Origin of the sequence: Enterococcus sp. DIV0183, assembly GCF_050541505.1 — a bacterium.
Taxonomy (GTDB): domain Bacteria; phylum Bacillota; class Bacilli; order Lactobacillales; family Enterococcaceae; genus Enterococcus; species Enterococcus faecalis.
Genome location: NZ_CP172932.1, coordinates 1 through 19460 on the forward strand (window position 1 = coordinate 1; position 19460 = coordinate 19460).

The 19460-nt window shown below is 37.9% G+C and carries 15 protein-coding genes; 14 read left to right on the top strand and 1 reads right to left on the bottom strand.

Features of this window, described 5'->3' with window-relative positions; genetic code table 11:
- The 14 genes from dnaA (at window position 1) to IGK72_RS00070 (ending at window position 17269) form a co-directional block, all read left to right on the top strand.
- Window positions 1-1344 carry a chromosomal replication initiator protein DnaA gene (dnaA, locus tag IGK72_RS00005; RefSeq protein ID WP_002356013.1) on the top strand — a complete coding sequence of 448 codons (1344 nt, stop codon included), beginning with the start codon at window positions 1-3 and terminating at the stop codon, window positions 1342-1344.
- Between the two features lie 201 nt (window positions 1345-1545).
- Window positions 1546-2676, top strand: coding sequence for a DNA polymerase III subunit beta (gene dnaN / locus IGK72_RS00010; protein ID WP_002356014.1), 1131 nt, complete (start codon window positions 1546-1548; stop codon window positions 2674-2676).
- A 578-nt stretch (window positions 2677-3254) separates the two neighbouring features.
- A complete protein-coding gene (gene yaaA / locus IGK72_RS00015) occupies window positions 3255-3500 on the top strand; it encodes a S4 domain-containing protein YaaA (protein ID WP_002356015.1) in 246 nt (81 codons plus the stop codon).
- Window positions 3487-4614 carry a DNA replication/repair protein RecF gene (recF, locus tag IGK72_RS00020; RefSeq protein ID WP_002356016.1) on the top strand — a complete coding sequence of 376 codons (1128 nt, stop codon included), beginning with the start codon at window positions 3487-3489 and terminating at the stop codon, window positions 4612-4614. The genes yaaA and recF overlap by 14 nt, the downstream gene beginning before the upstream one ends.
- A complete protein-coding gene (gene gyrB, locus IGK72_RS00025; RefSeq protein WP_002359210.1) occupies window positions 4611-6560 on the top strand; it encodes a DNA topoisomerase (ATP-hydrolyzing) subunit B in 1950 nt (649 codons plus the stop codon). The genes recF and gyrB overlap by 4 nt, the downstream gene beginning before the upstream one ends.
- A 55-nt stretch (window positions 6561-6615) precedes the next feature.
- Window positions 6616-9117: a DNA gyrase subunit A gene (gene gyrA, locus IGK72_RS00030; RefSeq protein WP_002361457.1), complete on the top strand. Its 2502-nt coding sequence runs from the start codon at window positions 6616-6618 to the stop codon at window positions 9115-9117.
- A gap of 174 nt (window positions 9118-9291) precedes the next feature.
- Window positions 9292-9594 (top strand): 30S ribosomal protein S6, encoded by a 303-nt coding sequence (gene rpsF / locus IGK72_RS00035; protein WP_002356019.1) that lies wholly within the window; start codon window positions 9292-9294, stop codon window positions 9592-9594.
- A gap of 44 nt (window positions 9595-9638) precedes the next feature.
- Window positions 9639-10202, top strand: coding sequence for a single-stranded DNA-binding protein (gene ssb / locus IGK72_RS00040; protein WP_002363544.1), 564 nt, complete (start codon window positions 9639-9641; stop codon window positions 10200-10202).
- A 25-nt stretch (window positions 10203-10227) separates the two neighbouring features.
- A complete protein-coding gene (gene rpsR / locus IGK72_RS00045; protein ID WP_002356021.1) occupies window positions 10228-10467 on the top strand; it encodes a 30S ribosomal protein S18 in 240 nt (79 codons plus the stop codon).
- A 156-nt stretch (window positions 10468-10623) separates the two neighbouring features.
- Complete coding sequence (locus IGK72_RS00050; RefSeq protein WP_002363542.1) at window positions 10624-12648, top strand: DHH family phosphoesterase; 2025 nt, start codon at window positions 10624-10626, stop codon at window positions 12646-12648.
- Window positions 12649-12653: 5 nt separating this feature from the next.
- Window positions 12654-13106: a 50S ribosomal protein L9 gene (gene rplI, locus IGK72_RS00055; RefSeq protein ID WP_002356023.1), complete on the top strand. Its 453-nt coding sequence runs from the start codon at window positions 12654-12656 to the stop codon at window positions 13104-13106.
- Window positions 13107-13378: 272 nt separating this feature from the next.
- Window positions 13379-14746, top strand: coding sequence for a replicative DNA helicase (gene dnaB, locus IGK72_RS00060; protein WP_002381331.1), 1368 nt, complete (start codon window positions 13379-13381; stop codon window positions 14744-14746).
- 236 nt (window positions 14747-14982) lie between these two features.
- Window positions 14983-16275: an adenylosuccinate synthase gene (locus IGK72_RS00065; RefSeq protein ID WP_002359213.1), complete on the top strand. Its 1293-nt coding sequence runs from the start codon at window positions 14983-14985 to the stop codon at window positions 16273-16275.
- 124 nt (window positions 16276-16399) lie between these two features.
- A complete protein-coding gene (locus tag IGK72_RS00070) occupies window positions 16400-17269 on the top strand; it encodes a DegV family protein (RefSeq protein WP_002359214.1) in 870 nt (289 codons plus the stop codon).
- Between the two features lie 395 nt (window positions 17270-17664).
- Here the strand turns inward: IGK72_RS00070 and IGK72_RS00075 are convergent, their stop codons facing one another.
- Window positions 17665-19296: an ABC-F family ATP-binding cassette domain-containing protein gene (locus tag IGK72_RS00075; protein WP_002356027.1), complete on the bottom strand. Its 1632-nt coding sequence runs from the start codon at window positions 19294-19296 to the stop codon at window positions 17665-17667.
- Window positions 19297-19460 lie beyond the last annotated feature (164 nt).

A 19460-nucleotide genomic window follows, 5' to 3' on the forward strand; every position in this document is an offset into this window, starting at 1 on the left:
ATGCCCGACGTGGAAAGTTTTTGGCATAGCCTTGAAGAAGCCTATCAAGCGATTTTGTCGGCGCCAAGTTTTGATGCTTGGATTAAAACCACACGCCCTTTGAAATTAGACAACAATCAATTGTGGCTAGAAGTCCCTTCTGCAGTTCATCGTGATTACTGGGAAAAAAATCTTTCGGCAAAAATTGTCGAAACTGGATTTAAATTGACCGGTGCAGAAGTGATGCCCCATTTTGTTGTTGCCGATGAAAAAGACGCAGCACTGGCACAAGAACTCGAAGAACCTGCCGAAGAAGAAGTTGTTTTTAGTGAACAAAGTAAAAAAGCGATGCTTAATCCTAAGTACACTTTCGACACCTTCGTTATTGGTAAAGGAAACCAAATGGCGCACGCTGCAGCGCTTGTTGTTGCCGAGGATCCTGGTTCGATTTACAATCCCCTTTTCTTCTATGGTGGTGTAGGGTTAGGGAAAACCCATTTGATGCATGCTATTGGTCATCAAATGTTAGTGAATCAACCAGATGCCAAAGTCAAATATGTTAGTAGCGAAACGTTTACGAATGAATTTATCAACTCAATTCAAACAAAGACATCCGAACAATTTCGGAAAGAATATCGCAATGTTGACTTATTATTAGTCGATGATATTCAATTTTTGGCGGAAAAAGAAGCAACATTGGAAGAATTTTTCCATACCTTCAACGATCTTTACAATGAAAATAAACAAATTGTTTTAACAAGTGATCGCCCGCCGAATGATATTCCAAAATTACCTGAACGATTAGTTTCTCGCTTTGCTTGGGGTTTGTCTGTCGATATCACCCCGCCTGATTTAGAAACACGGATTGCAATTTTGCGCAAAAAAGCAGATGCCGAGCGTTTAGAAATTCCGGATGATACACTAAGTTATATCGCTGGTCAAATCGATTCCAACATCCGTGAATTAGAGGGTGCTTTGGTCCGCGTTCAAGCCTTTGCAACTATTAATGGAGAAGATATTACCACTAGTTTAGCGGCGGACGCCTTGAAATCTCTAAAATCAGTTGGTAGTAAAAATCAATTGTCCATCTTACAAATTCAAGAAGAAGTATCCAAATATTATCATGTGCCTCTTAAAGATTTAAAAGGGAAAAAACGGGTGAAAACAATTGTGGTTCCTCGTCAAATCTCAATGTATCTTGCTAGAGAAATGACCGACAATTCCTTGCCAAAAATTGGTGCCGAATTTGGCGGCAAAGATCATACCACGGTGATTCATGCGCACGAAAAGATTCAGCAATTATTGGAAAAAGATCCAGCGATTCAAAAAGAAGTCAGTGAAATTAAAAATTTATTGAACTCTTAGGATGTGGAAAACTAAACAAAAAAGAACAAAGTTATCCACAACTTATACACAAGTGGATAACTTAGTAAAATCAATGCTCTTTTGACTTTTCCACAGAATCAACATGCCCTATTACTTTTATTATTTATTTATATATAATATACAAAACAGTGGCGTACAAAATTAGAACGTATTGAAAATACTTAAAAAGGAGTTTACATTATGAAATTAACGGTCAAACGAAGTGTCTTTTTACAAGAATTACAAACTGTTCAACGAGCAATTTCTTCTAAAACAACGATTCCAATCTTAACAGGTGTTAAAATTGTGTTATCAGAAGATGGCTTATCACTTACTGGGAGTAACGCGGATATTTCAATTGAAAGTTTTTTAAGTAAAGATGATGAAAAAGCTCAAATGACCATTGAACGCACAGGTAGCATCGTTTTACAATCTCGTTTCTTTGGCGAAATTATTCGTAAATTACCAGAAGATATGTTCACAATGGAAGTTCTAGATAACAATCAAGTTGCAATTACTTCAGGAAAAGCTGATTTTACGGTTAATGGATTAGATGCTGATAATTATCCGCACTTACCAGTAATTGATACTCAAAACCAAATGAAATTACCTGTTCATTTATTGACAAAAATTATTAGTGAAACAGGTTTTGCTGTATCGATGCACGAAAGTCGTCCAATTTTAACTGGGGTTCACTTTATTTTAGAAAATCAAAAATTACTTGCCGTTGCGACAGATTCACATCGTTTAAGTCAACGTGTGATCCCGACAGAACAAGCAGTAGAAGACTTTAACATTGTAATTCCAGGAAAAAGTTTAACTGAACTTTCTCGTTCATTAACCAATGAAGAAGAAATGGTTGAAATCAGCATTATGGAAAACCAAGTGCTATTTAAAACAGAAACAATGTACTTCTATTCTCGTTTGTTAGAAGGAAATTATCCTGATACCAACCGTTTAATTCCAACTAGCCATAACACGCAAATTGAATTTTATGTACCAGAATTGCTTTCAGCAATCGAACGTGCCTCTTTACTTTCTCATGAAGGACGTAACAATATTGTTCGCCTTTCAATTTCACCAGACTCTGTTGTTTTATATGGAAATTCACCTGAAATTGGAAAAGTCGAAGAAGCTTTAAACTATGAAAATGTTTCTGGTGAAGCGTTGGATATTTCTTTCAACCCAGATTATATGAAAGATGCGTTGCGAGCGTTTGGCGATATGAATATTACCGTGAAATTCCTTTCTCCAATTCGTCCGTTTACATTGGAGCCAACCGAAACAGAACTAGATTTCATTCAACTAATTACACCGGTTCGTACAAATTAATCATGTTTAAAAAAGACCTTCGGAAAATCACTATGATCGCCGAAGGTTCTTTTTTGTCGTCTGTTTAAAGACGATAAACGCTGCTAGATAAGCTTTTTATAACTAGAATAGCTTTTACGCTAATATAATTGTGAATGTTTGAACTATCGTTTGACGAATAAATTCTGCCTTTTTTTTCATGGATAAAGAAAAAAGCCCTTTAATTTTTCGTTTAAGGGCTGTTCATTTTTTATGAATATTTCCTAGTGAAAGAAGTTTACGTTGCTTAAAACGACGCTCAGACCTCTACAAGCTACTTTTCTTCATTGCGCGCCCTCTTCGTTTGTCTTTGAGTTACCCCTAATTGTTTTTTAGTTAAACGCTACTCGTCATTTCTGCCAAATCAGGCCCCTTTTTTCTCAAGAAAATATCAATTTCCGTTTTAAAATGCTTTTTAAGAGTTTTTTTATCCTAATAATATTTTCGGTCATTTAGAATTAAAATTGCTTAGAATGAAAATTAGACAGATAAATTTGTTTTCTCTTATGAAAAAGGGTATAATATATATGAGAACGTATTAGAAAAAAGAGGGATGCACATTGAAAAAAACGTTTGTTTTAGCAACTGAGTATATAACGCTTGGTCAGTTTCTTAAAGAAATCAACGTCATTGGTAGTGGCGGCCAAGCCAAATGGTATTTGGCAGATAATAGCGTGTTTGTTGATGGCGAGTTGGAAAATCGTCGCGGACGGAAACTTTATGCGGGCATGATGATTGAGATACCTGAAGAAGGTACTTTTTTTATGGTGAAAAACGGAAACGAGTCCGACGATGCGGCTGAATGAGCTGACACTTCAGCATTATCGTAATTATGAAACAGTCAGCTTAGATTTTCCAAAAACGTTAAATCTTTTTTTAGGCGAAAACGCCCAAGGAAAAACCAACTTGTTAGAAAGCATTTATGTTCTAGCAATGACACGAAGTCATCGAACCAGCAATGAAAAAGAATTAATTGGCTGGGAACAAGCAGCAGCTAAAATTAGCGGTGTGGTTGAAAAAAAGACAGGCACCGTGCCGTTGGAAATTTTAATTTCCAACAAAGGACGTAAAACCAAGGTTAATCACATTGAGCAAAAAAGGCTCAGTGCGTACATTGGGCAACTGAATGTTATTTTATTTGCCCCAGAAGATTTATCTTTGGTGAAAGGCTCACCTCAAGTCCGCCGGAAATTTATTGACATGGAACTCGGACAAGTGAGTCCTATTTATCTTTATGATCTTGTCCAATATCAGTCTGTTTTAAAGCAACGGAACCAATACCTAAAACAACTAGCTGAAAAAAAACAAACAGATACTGTTTATCTGGATATTTTGACAGAGCAGCTAGCTGAATTTGGCGGGAAAGTTCTATACGCTCGGTTAGGTTTTCTTAAAAAATTAGAACACTGGGCAAACTTACTCCATCAAAAAATTAGTCATGGACGCGAAACGCTCACCATTGACTACGCATCAAGCATCCCAATTGACAACACGGATCTTTCCTTAGAAGCACTTCAAAATCAATTGCTCCAACAATTAATGAACAATCGTAAGCGTGAATTGTTTAAAGCGAATACTTTTTTAGGCCCTCATCGTGACGATTTGCTATTTATTGTCAATGGTCAAAATGTTCAAACGTATGGCTCACAAGGTCAACAGCGAACGACAGCTTTAAGTATTAAATTGGCAGAGATTGATTTGATGCATTCAGAAACAGGAGAATATCCTGTGTTATTACTAGATGATGTCATGAGTGAATTAGATAATGAACGTCAAATTCACTTGTTAGAAACGATTGAAGGCAAAGTTCAAACGTTCTTAACGACAACTAGTTTAGATCACATAAAAGACAAGCTAACAGTTGAACCAGATATTTTTTATGTTCAACAAGGCAAGATAGAAAGGAATTCAGCGACATGACAGAAGAAGAAAAAAACATGAGAGAACGTGCGCAAGAATATGACGCTAGTCAGATTCAAGTTTTGGAGGGCTTAGAAGCTGTCCGGAAACGTCCTGGTATGTACATAGGTTCTACTAGTGGCGAAGGGTTACACCACTTAGTATGGGAAATCGTTGACAACTCTATCGACGAAGCCTTAGCAGGATTTGCTAAATCAATTCAAGTAATTATCGAACCAGACGATAGTATTACTGTTATCGATGATGGTCGTGGAATTCCAGTCGGGATTCAAGCCAAAACAGGTCGCCCAGCTGTGGAAACAGTGTTTACAGTGCTACATGCCGGCGGGAAATTTGGCGGTGGCGGCTATAAAGTATCAGGTGGCTTGCACGGTGTTGGTTCCTCTGTTGTTAATGCTTTATCGACCAGTTTAGATGTTCGTGTTTATAAAGATGGCAAAGTGTATTACCAAGAATATCGTCGTGGTGCGGTTGTTGATGACCTAAAAGTTATCGAAGAAACGGATCGTCACGGAACTACTGTTCACTTTATTCCAGATCCTGAAATTTTTACAGAAACAACCGTTTATGATTTTGATAAATTAGCAACACGGGTTCGTGAATTAGCCTTTTTAAATCGAGGCTTACACATTTCAATTGAAGACCGTCGTGAAGGACAAGAAGATAAAAAAGAGTATCACTATGAAGGCGGGATTAAGAGTTATGTTGAGCATTTAAATGCCAATAAAGACGTTATTTTCCCAGAGCCAATCTTCATTGAAGGAGAGCAACAAGATATTACAGTGGAAGTGTCAATGCAGTATACAGATGGCTACCACTCAAATATTTTAAGTTTTGCCAACAATATTCATACTTATGAAGGCGGAACGCATGAATCTGGTTTTAAAACTTCTTTAACACGTGTGATTAATGACTATGCACGTAAACAAAAATTGATGAAAGAAAACGATGAAAAATTAACTGGGGAAGATGTTCGTGAAGGTTTAACCGCAGTGGTTTCCATCAAACATCCAGATCCTCAATTTGAAGGACAAACCAAAACGAAATTAGGGAACTCAGAAGTACGGACCGTTACGGATCGTTTATTCTCAGAATACTTTACAAAATTCTTAATGGAAAATCCAACAGTCGGCAAACAAATTGTCGAAAAAGGTATGTTGGCCTCAAAAGCTCGTTTAGCCGCTAAAAGAGCCCGTGAAGTCACCCGTCGTAAAGGCGCGTTAGAAATTAGCAACTTGCCAGGGAAGCTGGCTGATTGCTCAAGTAAAGATCCGGAAAAATGCGAATTATTTATCGTCGAAGGAGACTCGGCCGGCGGTTCAGCAAAACAAGGACGTAGCCGTGAATTCCAAGCCATTTTACCAATTCGTGGGAAAATCTTGAATGTTGAGAAAGCCAGCATGGATAAAATTTTAGCCAATGAAGAAATTCGGTCATTATTTACAGCTATGGGAACAGGCTTCGGCGAAGATTTCGATGTTTCTAAAGCACGTTATCACAAACTAGTGATTATGACCGATGCCGATGTCGATGGTGCGCATATTCGAACGTTGTTATTAACCTTGTTCTATCGCTTCATGCGTCCAATTGTTGAAGCTGGTTATGTGTATATTGCCCAACCACCACTATATGGTGTGAAACAAGGGAAAAACATCACCTACGTTCAACCGGGCAAACATGCTGAAGAGGAACTAGCAAAAGTGTTAGAAGAATTACCTGCTTCACCAAAACCAAGTGTTCAACGTTACAAAGGTTTGGGTGAAATGGATGATCACCAACTTTGGGAAACAACAATGGACCCAGAAAAACGATTAATGGCGCGAGTGAGTGTCGATGATGCCATTGAAGCTGACCAAATTTTTGAAATGCTAATGGGCGATCGTGTGGAACCACGTCGTGCGTTTATCGAAGAAAATGCCCATTACGTGAAAAACTTGGATATTTAATGTGTCGCAACGTTGTAAGAGACGCTAGAACATATATTTAGAGGGGAAAAAATTCATGAGTGAAGAAATTAAAGAAAACATTCAAGACGTCAATCTGACCAGCGAAATGAAAGAATCTTTCATTGACTACGCAATGAGTGTTATCGTAGCCCGCGCGTTACCTGACGTTCGTGACGGTTTAAAACCTGTTCATCGCCGAATCTTATATGGAATGAACGAATTAGGGGTAACCCCTGATAAACCACACAAAAAATCAGCCCGGATTGTTGGGGATGTTATGGGTAAATATCACCCCCATGGGGACAGTGCGATTTACGAATCAATGGTGCGGATGGCACAACCTTTTAGTTATCGGGCTATGTTAGTTGACGGCCACGGAAACTTCGGTTCTGTCGATGGTGACGGCGCTGCCGCTATGCGTTATACCGAAGCACGTATGAGTAAAATTGCTTTAGAAATGCTACGAGATATTAACAAAAATACAGTCGATTTCCAAGGAAACTATGATGATTCAGAACAAGAACCAGTAGTCTTACCTGCTCGTTTTCCAAACTTACTAGTTAACGGAACAACGGGGATTGCGGTGGGGATGGCAACAAATATTCCACCACACAATTTAAGTGAAGTGATTGATGCAACAAGTTTATTGATGGACAATCCTGATGTAACGACGAATGAATTGATGGAAGTGTTACCTGGACCAGATTTTCCAACAGGCGGTTTAGTGATGGGGAAATCAGGGATTCGCCGAGCATATGAAACAGGGAAAGGTTCGATTACTGTTCGTGCAAAAGTTGAATTGACTGAAATGCCGAATGGAAAAGAACGTATTTTAGTAACTGAATTGCCTTATATGGTGAATAAAGCCAAATTAATCGAACGAATTTCTGAATTACACAGAGATAAACGAATTGAAGGAATTACTGATTTGCGGGATGAATCTTCTCGTGAAGGCATGCGGATCGTCATCGATGTTCGTCGAGATGTGAGTGCCTCTGTTGTGTTAAACAACTTGTACAAAATGACTGCCTTACAAACATCTTTTGGTTTTAACATGTTAGCCATCGAAAAAGGCGTACCGAAAATTTTAAGCTTGAAACGTATTTTAGAAAACTACGTCGAACACCAAAAAGAAGTCATTACTCGCCGGACGATTTTTGACAAAAACAAAGCAGAAGCACGGGCGCATATTTTAGAAGGTCTACGAATTGCCTTAGATCATATCGATGAAATCATTGCCATTATCCGTGGGTCACAATCAGATGACGAAGCAAAAGCAACGTTAATTGAACGCTTTGAATTTTCAGATCGTCAAGCGCAAGCGATTTTAGATATGCGTTTACGCCGTTTAACAGGCTTAGAACGCGACAAAATTGAAAATGAATATCAAGAGCTATTGAAATTCATTGCGGACTTAGAGGACATTTTAGCCCGCCCAGAACGTGTCATTGAAATCATTAAAACAGAGTTAAATGACGTTCGCACAAAATTTGGTGATGCACGACGCACAGAATTATTAGTAGGTGAAGTCCTAAGTCTTGAAGATGAAGATTTAATCGAAGAAGAAGAAGTCGTGATTACGTTAACCAATAACGGCTACATTAAGCGGATGGCAAACTCCGAATTCCGGGCGCAACGCCGTGGCGGACGTGGTGTCCAAGGGATGGGCGTTCACGATGATGATTTCGTGAAAAACCTAGTTTCTTGTTCAACACACGACACGTTATTATTCTTTACGAACACTGGGAAAGTTTACCGAGCAAAAGGTTACGAAATCCCTGAATACGGTAGAACAGCAAAAGGAATTCCAGTGATTAACTTACTGGGAATTGATTCTGCAGAAAAAATTCAAGCGATTATTTCTGTTGAGGGCAAAGCGGAAGCAGGTAAATACTTATTCTTCACAACCTTAAAAGGAACCGTCAAACGGACAGCCGTAACAGCCTTTTCTAATATCCGTAGTAATGGATTAATCGCCATTAGCTTAAAAGAAGATGATGAGTTAGTTAACGTGGTAACGACTAATGGCAATCAGAAGATGATTATCGGAACACATGCAGGATACTCTGTCACATTTGATGAAAATACTGTACGTGATATGGGCCGGACAGCATCAGGCGTTCGGGGAATCCGTCTCCGCGAAAATGATTATGTGGTCGGCGCAGCGATTCTGGATGAAAACAAAGAAGTCCTAGTCATTACTGAAAATGGTTATGGTAAGCGTACAAAAGCTTCTGAATATCCAGTTAAAGGACGTGGCGGTAAAGGGATTAAGACAGCAAATATCACTGAGAAAAATGGTCCATTAGCTGGTTTAACCACGGTCAATGGTGATGAAGATATCTTATTGATTACGAACAAAGGCGTCATTATCCGCTTTAACGTTGATTCTGTTTCTCAAACAGGACGCGCAACATTAGGGGTTCGTTTAATGAGAATGGAAGATGGTGCCAAAGTGGTAACAATGGCTGTTGTAGAACCAGAAGAAGTGGAAGAAGAAATCGTTGAAGTTGTAGAAACAACAGAAAACGAAACAACATCAGAAACAGAAGAATAACATAAAAAAGTTTCGCCAGTTGGCGAAACTTTTTTATTGGGGCTTTTCAAAACTATTTCTTGCTTTTGTCCATCAATTAGCATATAATTAGAGATTGTGAACTACCTTTTTAGGTATGTTCTCCTTGCTCTTAGCCAACTAAGAGCCTTGAAGTCCATAGGGAGGTGAAAATCAATGAGTCAAGATACGAAGTACGAAATCATGTACATTATTCGTCCGAACATTGATGAAGAAGCAAAAACTGCTTTAGTAGAACGTTTCGACACAATCTTAAAAGATAACGGAGCAGAAGTTATCGAATCTAAAGATTGGGAAAAACGCCGCTTAGCATATGAAATGAACGGATTCCGTGAAGGCATCTATCATATCGTTAATGTTACTTCTCCATCAACAGCTGGCGCAATCAACGAGTTTGATCGTTTAGCAAAAATCAATGACGATATTATCCGTCATATGATCGTGAAGGTAGAAGCATAATTTGTTTCACATGAAACATTTATTGACGAAAGGAGATGTTTTGAATGATTAATAACGTTGTATTAGTCGGAAGATTGACAAAAGATCCTGACTTACGTTACACCGCTAGTGGTTCAGCTGTTGCGACCTTTACACTTGCTGTAAACCGTAACTTTACGAATCAAAATGGTGACCGTGAAGCAGACTTTATCAACTGTGTGATTTGGCGTAAACCCGCAGAAACAATGGCTAATTATGCCCGTAAAGGTACATTATTAGGTGTTGTCGGAAGAATTCAAACTCGTAACTACGAGAACCAACAAGGTCAACGTGTCTACGTAACTGAAGTGGTTTGTGAAAACTTCCAATTGTTAGAATCTCGTTCTGCTTCAGAACAAAGAGGAACTGGCGGCGGTAGCTTTAATAACAACGAAAATGGTTATCAATCACAAAATCGTAGCTTTGGTAATAACAATGCCGGTTCTGGATTTAATAACAACAATAGTTTCAATCCATCATCTTCTCAGTCGCAAAACAATAACGGTATGCCTGATTTCGATAAAGATTCTGATCCATTTGGTGGCTCAGGTTCATCTATCGACATTTCAGATGATGATTTACCATTCTAAACGAATTTGATAGGAGGGAACAAGAATGGCACAACAAAGAAGAGGCGGACGTAAACGTCGGAAAGTCGACTACATCGCAGCAAACCACATCGAATACATCGACTATAAAGATACTGAATTGTTAAAACGATTCATTTCAGAACGTGGCAAAATTTTACCACGTCGTGTTACAGGTACTGGCGCTAAAAACCAACGTAAATTAACGATTGCTATTAAACGCGCACGTATCATGGGATTATTACCATTCGTTAGTGACGAACAATAATTTTATGACAATTTCCAGAACCAAAGAGCTTGCTCTTTGGTTCTTTTTTATCTTGACTAGTGTTTCACATGAAACATAACAAGGTTCGCAGAATGAAGTGTTTTGTGATAAAATAAGGGATGAAATAACTAGTGAATCACCAGAGCAATATGCTCGTTGGAACAAGTCGCCTCAAAGGTCTGCAGAAAGATTGGAGGCAAAAAAATGCAAAAGAAGAGAATTCAAAAAAACGGTTTCTTAATTGTTGTGGGTCTTCTCTTAGTAGAATTTCTCCTCTATTTCTTACTAACAAATAAATGGCTGCTATTGGCGGTAATTATCGCATTAGATATCTTTCTCTTAGTGGTTATTCGGCTGTTGATTAGAGATGTAGAAATTACGAACGTAGAAAAGATTCAAGAAGCAAGTTCCATTGCTGAACAATCGTTGGATTATGTTGTAAATGAAGTACCTGTGGGAATTATTACGTATAACGGGGAAACACGCGCGGTAGAATGGCTTAATCCTTATGCTGCTTCTATTTTTAATAAAGACAATCAGCTAACGTTAACCGCTAGCCAAGTGACGTCTTATTTAGAATTAGCAGAACGAAACCAAGATATTTTTACGATTGACGAAAATACCTATCGCTTTAGCGTCAATAAAGAACAACATACAATTACTTTTGAAGATATCACTAAAGAAAGTAATTTGTATCAAGAAAAAGTCGAAATGCAAACGGCTATTGGCATTGTGTCTGTCGATAATTATGATGATGTCACCGATACAATGGACGAGAAAGAAATTTCTTATTTGAATAGTTTCATTACGACGATGGTTTCTGATTGGATGGACCAATACAAAGTTTTTTATAAGCGAATCAACGCAGAACGTTATTTTTTCATAGCCCAATGGGAAGATATTCAAAAAATGATGGACGAAAAATTTTCTATTTTGGATACGATCCGTAAGGAATCAGCTAACCATGAAGTAGCTATTACGTTAAGCATGGGGATTGCTTATGGGGGGCCAACCTTAGATCAAACCGGGACCACGGCTCAAACAAACCTAGATACAGCTTTAGTACGTGGCGGCGATCAAGTGGTTGTAAAAGAAGCCAAAGATGAAGCGAAGCCGTTATTTTTTGGTGGAAAAACGGCAGTAACGACGAAACGTTCCCAAGTACGTTCTCGCGCGATGAGCATGGCAATTAAGGGAATTATTGCGGAATCTGCTGACATCTATATTATGGGCCATCGTTATCCAGATATGGATGCGTTAGGTTCAGCATTTGGTGTTGCTCGTTTAGCCTCGTTTAATAATCGAAAAGCGTGGATTGTTTTAGATGAAAATGAAATCATTCCCGATGTCAAAAGAGTGTTAGAGGCGATTAAAGAGTACCCAGAATTAGAAGAGCGCATTATTAGTCCTAAAGAGGCCATGAAGCGCAAGAAAGAAAGTAGCTTATTAGTTATGGTAGATTACCATAAACCGTCTCTATCGATCTCACAAGAGCTCTATGAGCGTTTTGATAAAGTAGTAATCATTGATCACCATCGACGAGGAGACGAATTTCCAGCAAAACCCTTGCTTTCTTATATTGAATCTTCTGCCTCTTCTGCTTCAGAATTAGTCACAGAATTGATCGAATACCAAAGTAATAGCGCAAATAAACTGCAGGCCTTTGAAGCAACCATGATGTTGGCGGGAATTGTGGTTGATACGAAAAGTTTCAATACACGAACGACGGCGCGAACATTTGATGTGGCTAGTTATTTACGAACTTGTGGAGCAGACTCATCTTTAGTACAATATCTATTAAGTTCTGATCTTACAAGCTATCTGGAAATGAACAACTTAATCTCTAAAAGCGAATATGTCACAAAAGATACCGTCGTTGTTGCAGGGAGTGAAGACAAAGAATATGATAGTGTCACAGCTGCCAAAACAGCGGACACATTACTTTCTATGGCAGGGATTAATGCAGCATTTGTCATTACCAAGCGGACGGATCAACAGATTGGCATTAGTGCTCGGAGTAATGGTTCAATTAATGTCCAAATTATTATGGAAAATTTAGGTGGTGGCGGTCACTTTACTAATGCGGCAGTACAATTATCAAACGTAACAGTAGCAGAAGTAAAAGAGCAACTACTTGATGTAATTCGTCAAAATATTAATGAAATGTATGAACAGGAGTGAAGGAAATGAAAGTCATTTTTTTACAAGACGTTAAAGGAAAAGGAAAAAAAGGGGACGTAAAAGAAGTGCCAACTGGTTACGCCCAAAACTTTTTAATTAAAAATGGTTATGCGAAAGAAGCCAATAAAGGGAGCATGAGTGCGTTAGCGGGTCAAAAGAAAGCCCAAGAAAAACATGAAGCAGAAGTTTTAGCACAAGCAAAAGAAATGCAAGCCTTTTTAGAAGATGAAAAGACTGTCGTAGAGATCAAGGCAAAAGCTGGAGAAGACAGCCGTTTATTTGGCTCAATTCCTTCAAAACAAATTGCAGAAGCCTTAAACAAACAATACAATGTAAAATTGGATAAACGCAAAATCGAATTAGCCAACCCAATTCGTTCTTTAGGTTACACTAACGTACCAGTCAAACTACATCATGAAGTTACAGCGAAAATTAAGGTTCATGTCGTAGCGGAATAATACAATCGATAAAAAAGAAGCCGATTTCTCCGGCTTCTTTTTTATGCAAAATAAATTACTCGAATTATTTTTATAATATTTAAAAATCAAATAAACAACACTTTAAATTAACAAAAGTATTATATTTTTATTATTTGTATATTTTTTAGAATTGGAAAGTGAACTAAAAATAGAGAAATCAGCAGAGAAAAAATGTACTTTTTTTAATGAAATTGTGTTAAAATGGATAGACTAAATGAACCAGAAAGTAAGACATCGTGGGAGAGAACAAAATGAATGAATTATTGCAAGATAGGGTACCACCGCAAAATATTGAAGCGGAACAAGCCGTTTTAGGTTCTATTTTCTTAGATGCAGATGTGCTAATAGAAGCGATGGAATATGTGGAACCTAAAGATTTCTATCGTCGTAGTCATCAGTTGATTTTCCAAACGATGATGACCTTAAGCGACCGAAATGAAGCGATTGATGTGGTAACAATCAAAGATCGCCTAGAACAAGAGAATTTGTTAGAAGATGTTGGTGGACTAAGTTATCTGTCAGATTTAGCTTTAGCTGTGCCGACAGCTGCCAATGTCATTTATTATGCAAAAATTGTTGAACAAAAATCGTTGCTGCGCAACTTAATCCAAACCGCTACAGAGATTGTAACTAAAGGCTTTGAGCAAGGTGAAGATGTTGAATCTATTTTGGATGATGCAGAACGAAGCATTTTAGAAGTCTCCGAAAAGCGGAATCGTAGTGGCTTTTTATCAATTTCAGATGTTCTAAATACAACTATTGCGAATATTGACCAATTATACCAAAATGATGAAGAGATTACTGGTTTACCTACAGGCTATCAAGCATTGGATAAAATGACTGCCGGCTTGCAAGCGGAAGAGCTAATTATTTTAGCGGCCCGTCCAGCGGTAGGGAAAACCGCTTTTGCATTAAATATTGCCCAAAATGTCGGCACCAAAACAGATAAAGCTGTCGCTATTTTTAGTTTAGAAATGGGGGCAGAATCATTAGTGAACCGGATGCTTTGTGCAGAAGGATCCATTGAGGCCAGCCATTTAAGAACAGGGCAATTATCTGAAGAAGAATGGCAAAACTTAATTATTGCGATGGGTAGTTTGTCCCGTGCGAATATCTATATTGATGACACACCAGGGATTAAAATTACCGAAATTCGTGCGAAATGTCGTAAATTAGCACAAGAAAAAGGCAACTTAGGTCTAATTTTGATCGACTACCTACAATTGATTGAAGGAACTGGAAAAGAGAACCGCCAACAGGAGGTTTCTGATATTTCACGTCAATTAAAAAAATTAGCGAAAGAATTAAAAGTCCCGGTTATCGCTTTGTCACAGCTTTCTCGTGGCGTGGAACAACGTCAAGATAAACGTCCTGTGTTAAGTGATATTCGTGAATCAGGTTCCATTGAGCAAGATGCCGATATCGTTGCCTTTCTTTATCGTGATGATTACTACGATCGTGGTGAAGGAGAAGACGGTGATCATGAGCCACCAGAAGTTGACAATGTTGTAGAAGTCATCATTGAGAAAAACCGTAGTGGTGCGCGTGGAACGGTCGAATTACTTTTCATTAAAGAATATAATAAATTTTCTTCGCTTTCGCCGAGGACAGAATTTTAAAAAACGAACTCATTTTTTGAATTCGTTTTTTTGCTTATTAAGGGATTAAAATCAGAGAGTAAAACACGAACAATATTCGTATATTTTATTATTTTACAAAAACATAACTAAAAATGTTCGTATTTTTGACAGAAACGCTTTTGATTGTGAAAGAATATTCGATTTTTACCCTTGAAAGGGACTGGTTTTACTGGTACAATGATTCAGGACAAAAAAATTATGAACGAGGTGTTCGAATGTCATCAGTAGTAGTTGTTGGAACGCAATGGGGCGACGAAGGTAAAGGAAAAATTACAGACTTTCTAAGTGAAAACGCAGAAGTGATCGCTCGTTACCAAGGCGGAGATAACGCCGGACATACCATTAAATTCGACGGCGTAACGTATAAATTACATTTAATTCCTTCAGGGATTTTCTATAAAGAAAAAATTAGTGTAATTGGTAACGGCGTAGTTGTGAATCCAAAATCTTTAGTAAAAGAATTAGCTTATTTAAAAGAAAATAATGTTGCCACTGATAATTTACGTATTTCAGATCGTGCCCATGTCATCTTGCCGTATCATATTAAATTGGATCAATTGCAAGAAGATGCGAAAGGTGAAAACAAGATTGGGACAACGATTAAAGGAATTGGCCCAGCCTACATGGATAAAGCAGCACGGGTGGGAATCCGTATCGCTGATTTATTGGATAAAGAAATTTTTGCGGAACGTTTGCAAATTAACTTAGAAGAAAAAAATCGTCAATTCGTTAAAATGTTTGATAGCGAAGCCATTGAATTTGATGATATTTTTGAAGAATACTATGAATACGGACAACAAATTAAACAATATGTTACAGATACTTCGGTTATTTTAAACGATGCATTAGATGCTGGGAAACGGGTTTTATTTGAAGGGGCACAAGGTGTCATGTTGGATATCGATCAAGGAACCTATCCATTTGTTACTTCCTCTAATCCAGTAGCTGGTGGCGTAACTATCGGTAGTGGCGTTGGTCCATCAAAAATTAATAAAGTGGTTGGTGTCTGCAAAGCGTACACTTCACGTGTCGGTGACGGCCCATTCCCAACAGAATTATTTGATGAAACAGGAGAAACCATTCGTCGTGTCGGTAAAGAATACGGAACAACAACAGGACGTCCGCGTCGTGTCGGTTGGTTTGATTCAGTAGTTATGCGTCATTCAAAACGTGTATCAGGGATTACAAACTTGTCATTAAACTCGATTGACGTGTTAAGTGGTTTAGAAACGGTGAAAATTTGTACAGCTTATGAACTTGATGGTGAATTAATTTATCATTATCCAGCAAGCTTGAAAGAATTAAGCCGCTGTAAACCAGTTTATGAAGAATTACCAGGTTGGTCTGAAGATATCACTGGTTGCAAAACTTTAGCTGATTTACCAGCTAATGCTCGTAACTATGTGCATCGGATTTCAGAATTAGTTGGTGTGCGCATTTCAACATTCTCTGTAGGTCCAGACCGTAACCAAACGAACGTTTTAGAAAGCGTTTGGGCACAAATTTAAGCAGATTTTTAAGGGAACGTAAAGGATGGCTTATGCCAATTCAGCCTTTACGTTCTTTTTTAATTTTATATAAAAATGAAAAACTATGGTAAAATAAAAGAAAACATGAAGGGGGCAATTGTCCGTGAATTATCAATTAGTGACAGATTCTTGTTGTGACTTGCCGTATACATACTTAAAAGAAAACCAAGTACCTTTTATTAGCATGAATATTCAAATTGACGGGAAAGAATATCGCGATGATTTAGGTGAAACGTTTGATTATCAGAACTTCTTAACGGCTATTAAAAATGGAAGTATGCCCACTACCTCTCAAGTTAATGTAGGACGCTACAATGAATTTTTCCGTCCTTTTGTGGAGCAAGGGTTACCGGTGATTTATTTAGCTTTTTCATCTGGGTTAAGTGGCTCTTATCAAAGTGCGTTGCAATCAGTAGAGATGTTAAAAGAAGAGTATGATAATGTAGAAATTCATATTATTGACACAAAAGCAGCTAGCTTAGGTCAAGGGATGTTAGTCCGAGAAGCCATTCGATTACAAACAGATGGTCATTCATTAGGAGAAGTTGTTGCCTATCTTGAAGAGCAAAAAATGAAACTTCACTCGTGGGTAACGGTAGATGATTTAAAACATTTAGAACGTGGCGGACGGATTTCTAAAACAGCGGCAGCACTTGGTGGCTTAATGAACATTAAACCAATTATTCGCGTGGATGCGGCAGGCAAACTAGCATCCGTTGGTAAAACTCGTGGACGAAACAAGTCCTTGCAAAAGATTGCGCAAGAAACGATTCAAGGCATTGTAGAGCCAATGAAACAAACACTATTGATTGCATATGCGGGAACGAAAGATGACGCGGAAAAAGTCAAAGAATTAATTGAAAAAGAAATAGAAGTTAATGAGATACTGATTTATCCTCTAGGACCCACCATTACTAGTCATACCGGAATAGGTTGTATTGCTGTGTTTTCTTTTGGTGAAAAAAGAAAATAAAAAATGAGCCTGGGACAAAAATCACTTTGGATTTTTGTCCCAGGCTTAAAAATTGATAAACGGCGGGAACAGAAGCAACACTACGCGTTGCTCCGATCTCAACAACTTCTAAGAGCTAAAGCTCTAAGAGTTGAAGGTCCTTCGGAAATAAGCCGAAATTGTTGAGAATCACGAAGAACGTAGTGATTCGATGATGAACAATACCTACTTGGTCTCCAAAAATTATAGAACACCGGGTAGGTATCATGCAACATCAACTCGTTCCTCGTTGTGTTTTATGACAATTTTCGGAAATTCCTTCTTATTGCTGAGAAACACTATTTGCAAAGTAAATAGATGTTGAACAGTACCTACTTGGTTCTCGGAGTTAAACGCTTCTGTCCCGACCTCATTTTTTAATAATCTGAACTGAATAAAATGTCCATTTGTTTTTGAATTTCTGGGTTTTCCAAGAATTCATCATAGGTTGTTTCTGCCCGATCAATGACCCCTTTATCAGAAACAGCAATAATTCGGTTCGCTAATGTTTGGATAAATTGGTGGTCATGTGAAGCAAAAAGAATTGAACCAGTGAAAGCCATCAACCCATCATTTAATGCAGTGATTGATTCTAAGTCTAAGTGGTTCGTTGGATCATCTAAAACTAAGACATTGGCTTTGGAAAGCATTAATTTTGAAAGCATGACACGCACTTTTTCGCCTCCGGAAAGAACATTGACTGGTTTTAGTACCTCTTCACCAGAGAATAACATCCGACCTAAGAAACTACGTAAGAACGTATTGTCATCTTCTTCTTTACCAGCAAATTGACGTAACCAATCTAAAATGGTTAATGGCTCTTCAAAGTCTTTGCTGTTGTCTTTTGGTAAATAAGCTTGGCTAGTTGTAACGCCCCAACGAACAGAACCTGTATCGGGAGTAATTTCGCCCATAATCACTTTGAATAACGTAGTCGTTGTAATATCTGAGTCAGCGATGAATGCCACTTTATCATCTTTTGTTAAGTTGAACGAGATATTATCTAAGATTTTTTTGCCATCAATCGTTACAGAGACATTTTCAACTTGTAATAAGTCATTGCCGATTTCACGTTCTGGTGTAAAACCAACGAATGGATAACGACGAGAGGAAGGTTGAATGTCATCTAAGGTAATTTTATCTAACATTTTTTTACGAGACGTTGCTTGTTTTGATTTTGAGGCATTGGCGCTAAAACGAGCGATAAAGTCTTGTAATTCTTTGATTTGTTCTTCTTTTTTGGCATTAGATTGTGCTTGCAATTTTGTCGCTAGTTGGCTTGATTCCAACCAGAAATCATAGTTACCAACGTAAAGTTTGATTTTACTAAAGTCTAAATCTGCCATGTGAGTGCAGACTTTGTTTAGGAAATGACGGTCATGGGAAACCACGATAACGGTATTTTCAAAGTTGATTAAAAATTCTTCTAACCAATTGATTGAGCGGGTGTCTAAACCATTTGTCGGCTCGTCTAATAGTAAGACATCTGGTTTACCAAAAAGAGATTGAGCTAATAATACTTTGACTTTTTGACCAGCTGTTAATTCGCTCATTTTTTGATCATGTAATTCTTCTGGAATGTTTAGCCCTTGGAGTAAAACAGCTGCTTCAGGTTCTGCTTCCCAACCGTCAAGTTCAGCAAATTCGCCTTCTAGTTCTGCGGCACGAATCCCATCTTCATCTGAAAAATCTTCTTTCATATAGATAGCATCTTTTTCTTTCATTACTTCGTAAAGACGTTTATGTCCCATAATTACAGTTTCTAAAACAGTGTAGTCTTCGTAGTCAAAGTGATTTTGTTTCAGCGTTGCTAGTCGCTCATTAGGACCCATTGAAACCACGCCAGTTGTCGGTTGAATCTCACCTGATAAAATTTTAAGAAACGTTGATTTTCCTGCACCGTTTGCGCCGATTAAGCCGTAACAGTTGCCAGGAGTAAATTTAATATTCACTTCTTCAAAAAGTTTACGATCTGGAAATTGTAAACTTACATCATTAACAGTAATCAATTGTTTTCCTCGCTTTTAATATATTCTTGAACCTCTCTGCATTATATCGGCTACAGAACCTTTTTTCAAGGAGTTTCAATCTTTTTACAGAAACGAATAAAAAGGTGGGTTTTTTATAGAAAAAAGGCGCTTTTTTAAAATGTTTCATGTGAAACAGAAATTTT

What these genes read in the sequence shown, in the direction of transcription:
- recF (WP_002356016.1), top strand. Translation starts at nt 3,487, where the DNA reads ATGCGGCTGAATGAGCTGACACTTCAGCATTATCGTAATTATGAAACA.
- gyrA (WP_002361457.1), top strand. Translation starts at nt 6,616, where the DNA reads ATGAGTGAAGAAATTAAAGAAAACATTCAAGACGTCAATCTGACCAGC.
- dnaA (WP_002356013.1), top strand. Translation starts at nt 1, where the DNA reads ATGCCCGACGTGGAAAGTTTTTGGCATAGCCTTGAAGAAGCCTATCAA.
- dnaB (WP_002381331.1), top strand. Translation starts at nt 13,379, where the DNA reads ATGAATGAATTATTGCAAGATAGGGTACCACCGCAAAATATTGAAGCG.
- rpsR (WP_002356021.1), top strand. Translation starts at nt 10,228, where the DNA reads ATGGCACAACAAAGAAGAGGCGGACGTAAACGTCGGAAAGTCGACTAC.
- dnaN (WP_002356014.1), top strand. Translation starts at nt 1,546, where the DNA reads ATGAAATTAACGGTCAAACGAAGTGTCTTTTTACAAGAATTACAAACT.
- rpsF (WP_002356019.1), top strand. Translation starts at nt 9,292, where the DNA reads ATGAGTCAAGATACGAAGTACGAAATCATGTACATTATTCGTCCGAAC.
- ssb (WP_002363544.1), top strand. Translation starts at nt 9,639, where the DNA reads ATGATTAATAACGTTGTATTAGTCGGAAGATTGACAAAAGATCCTGAC.
- gyrB (WP_002359210.1), top strand. Translation starts at nt 4,611, where the DNA reads ATGACAGAAGAAGAAAAAAACATGAGAGAACGTGCGCAAGAATATGAC.
- IGK72_RS00065 (WP_002359213.1), top strand. Translation starts at nt 14,983, where the DNA reads ATGTCATCAGTAGTAGTTGTTGGAACGCAATGGGGCGACGAAGGTAAA.
- rplI (WP_002356023.1), top strand. Translation starts at nt 12,654, where the DNA reads ATGAAAGTCATTTTTTTACAAGACGTTAAAGGAAAAGGAAAAAAAGGG.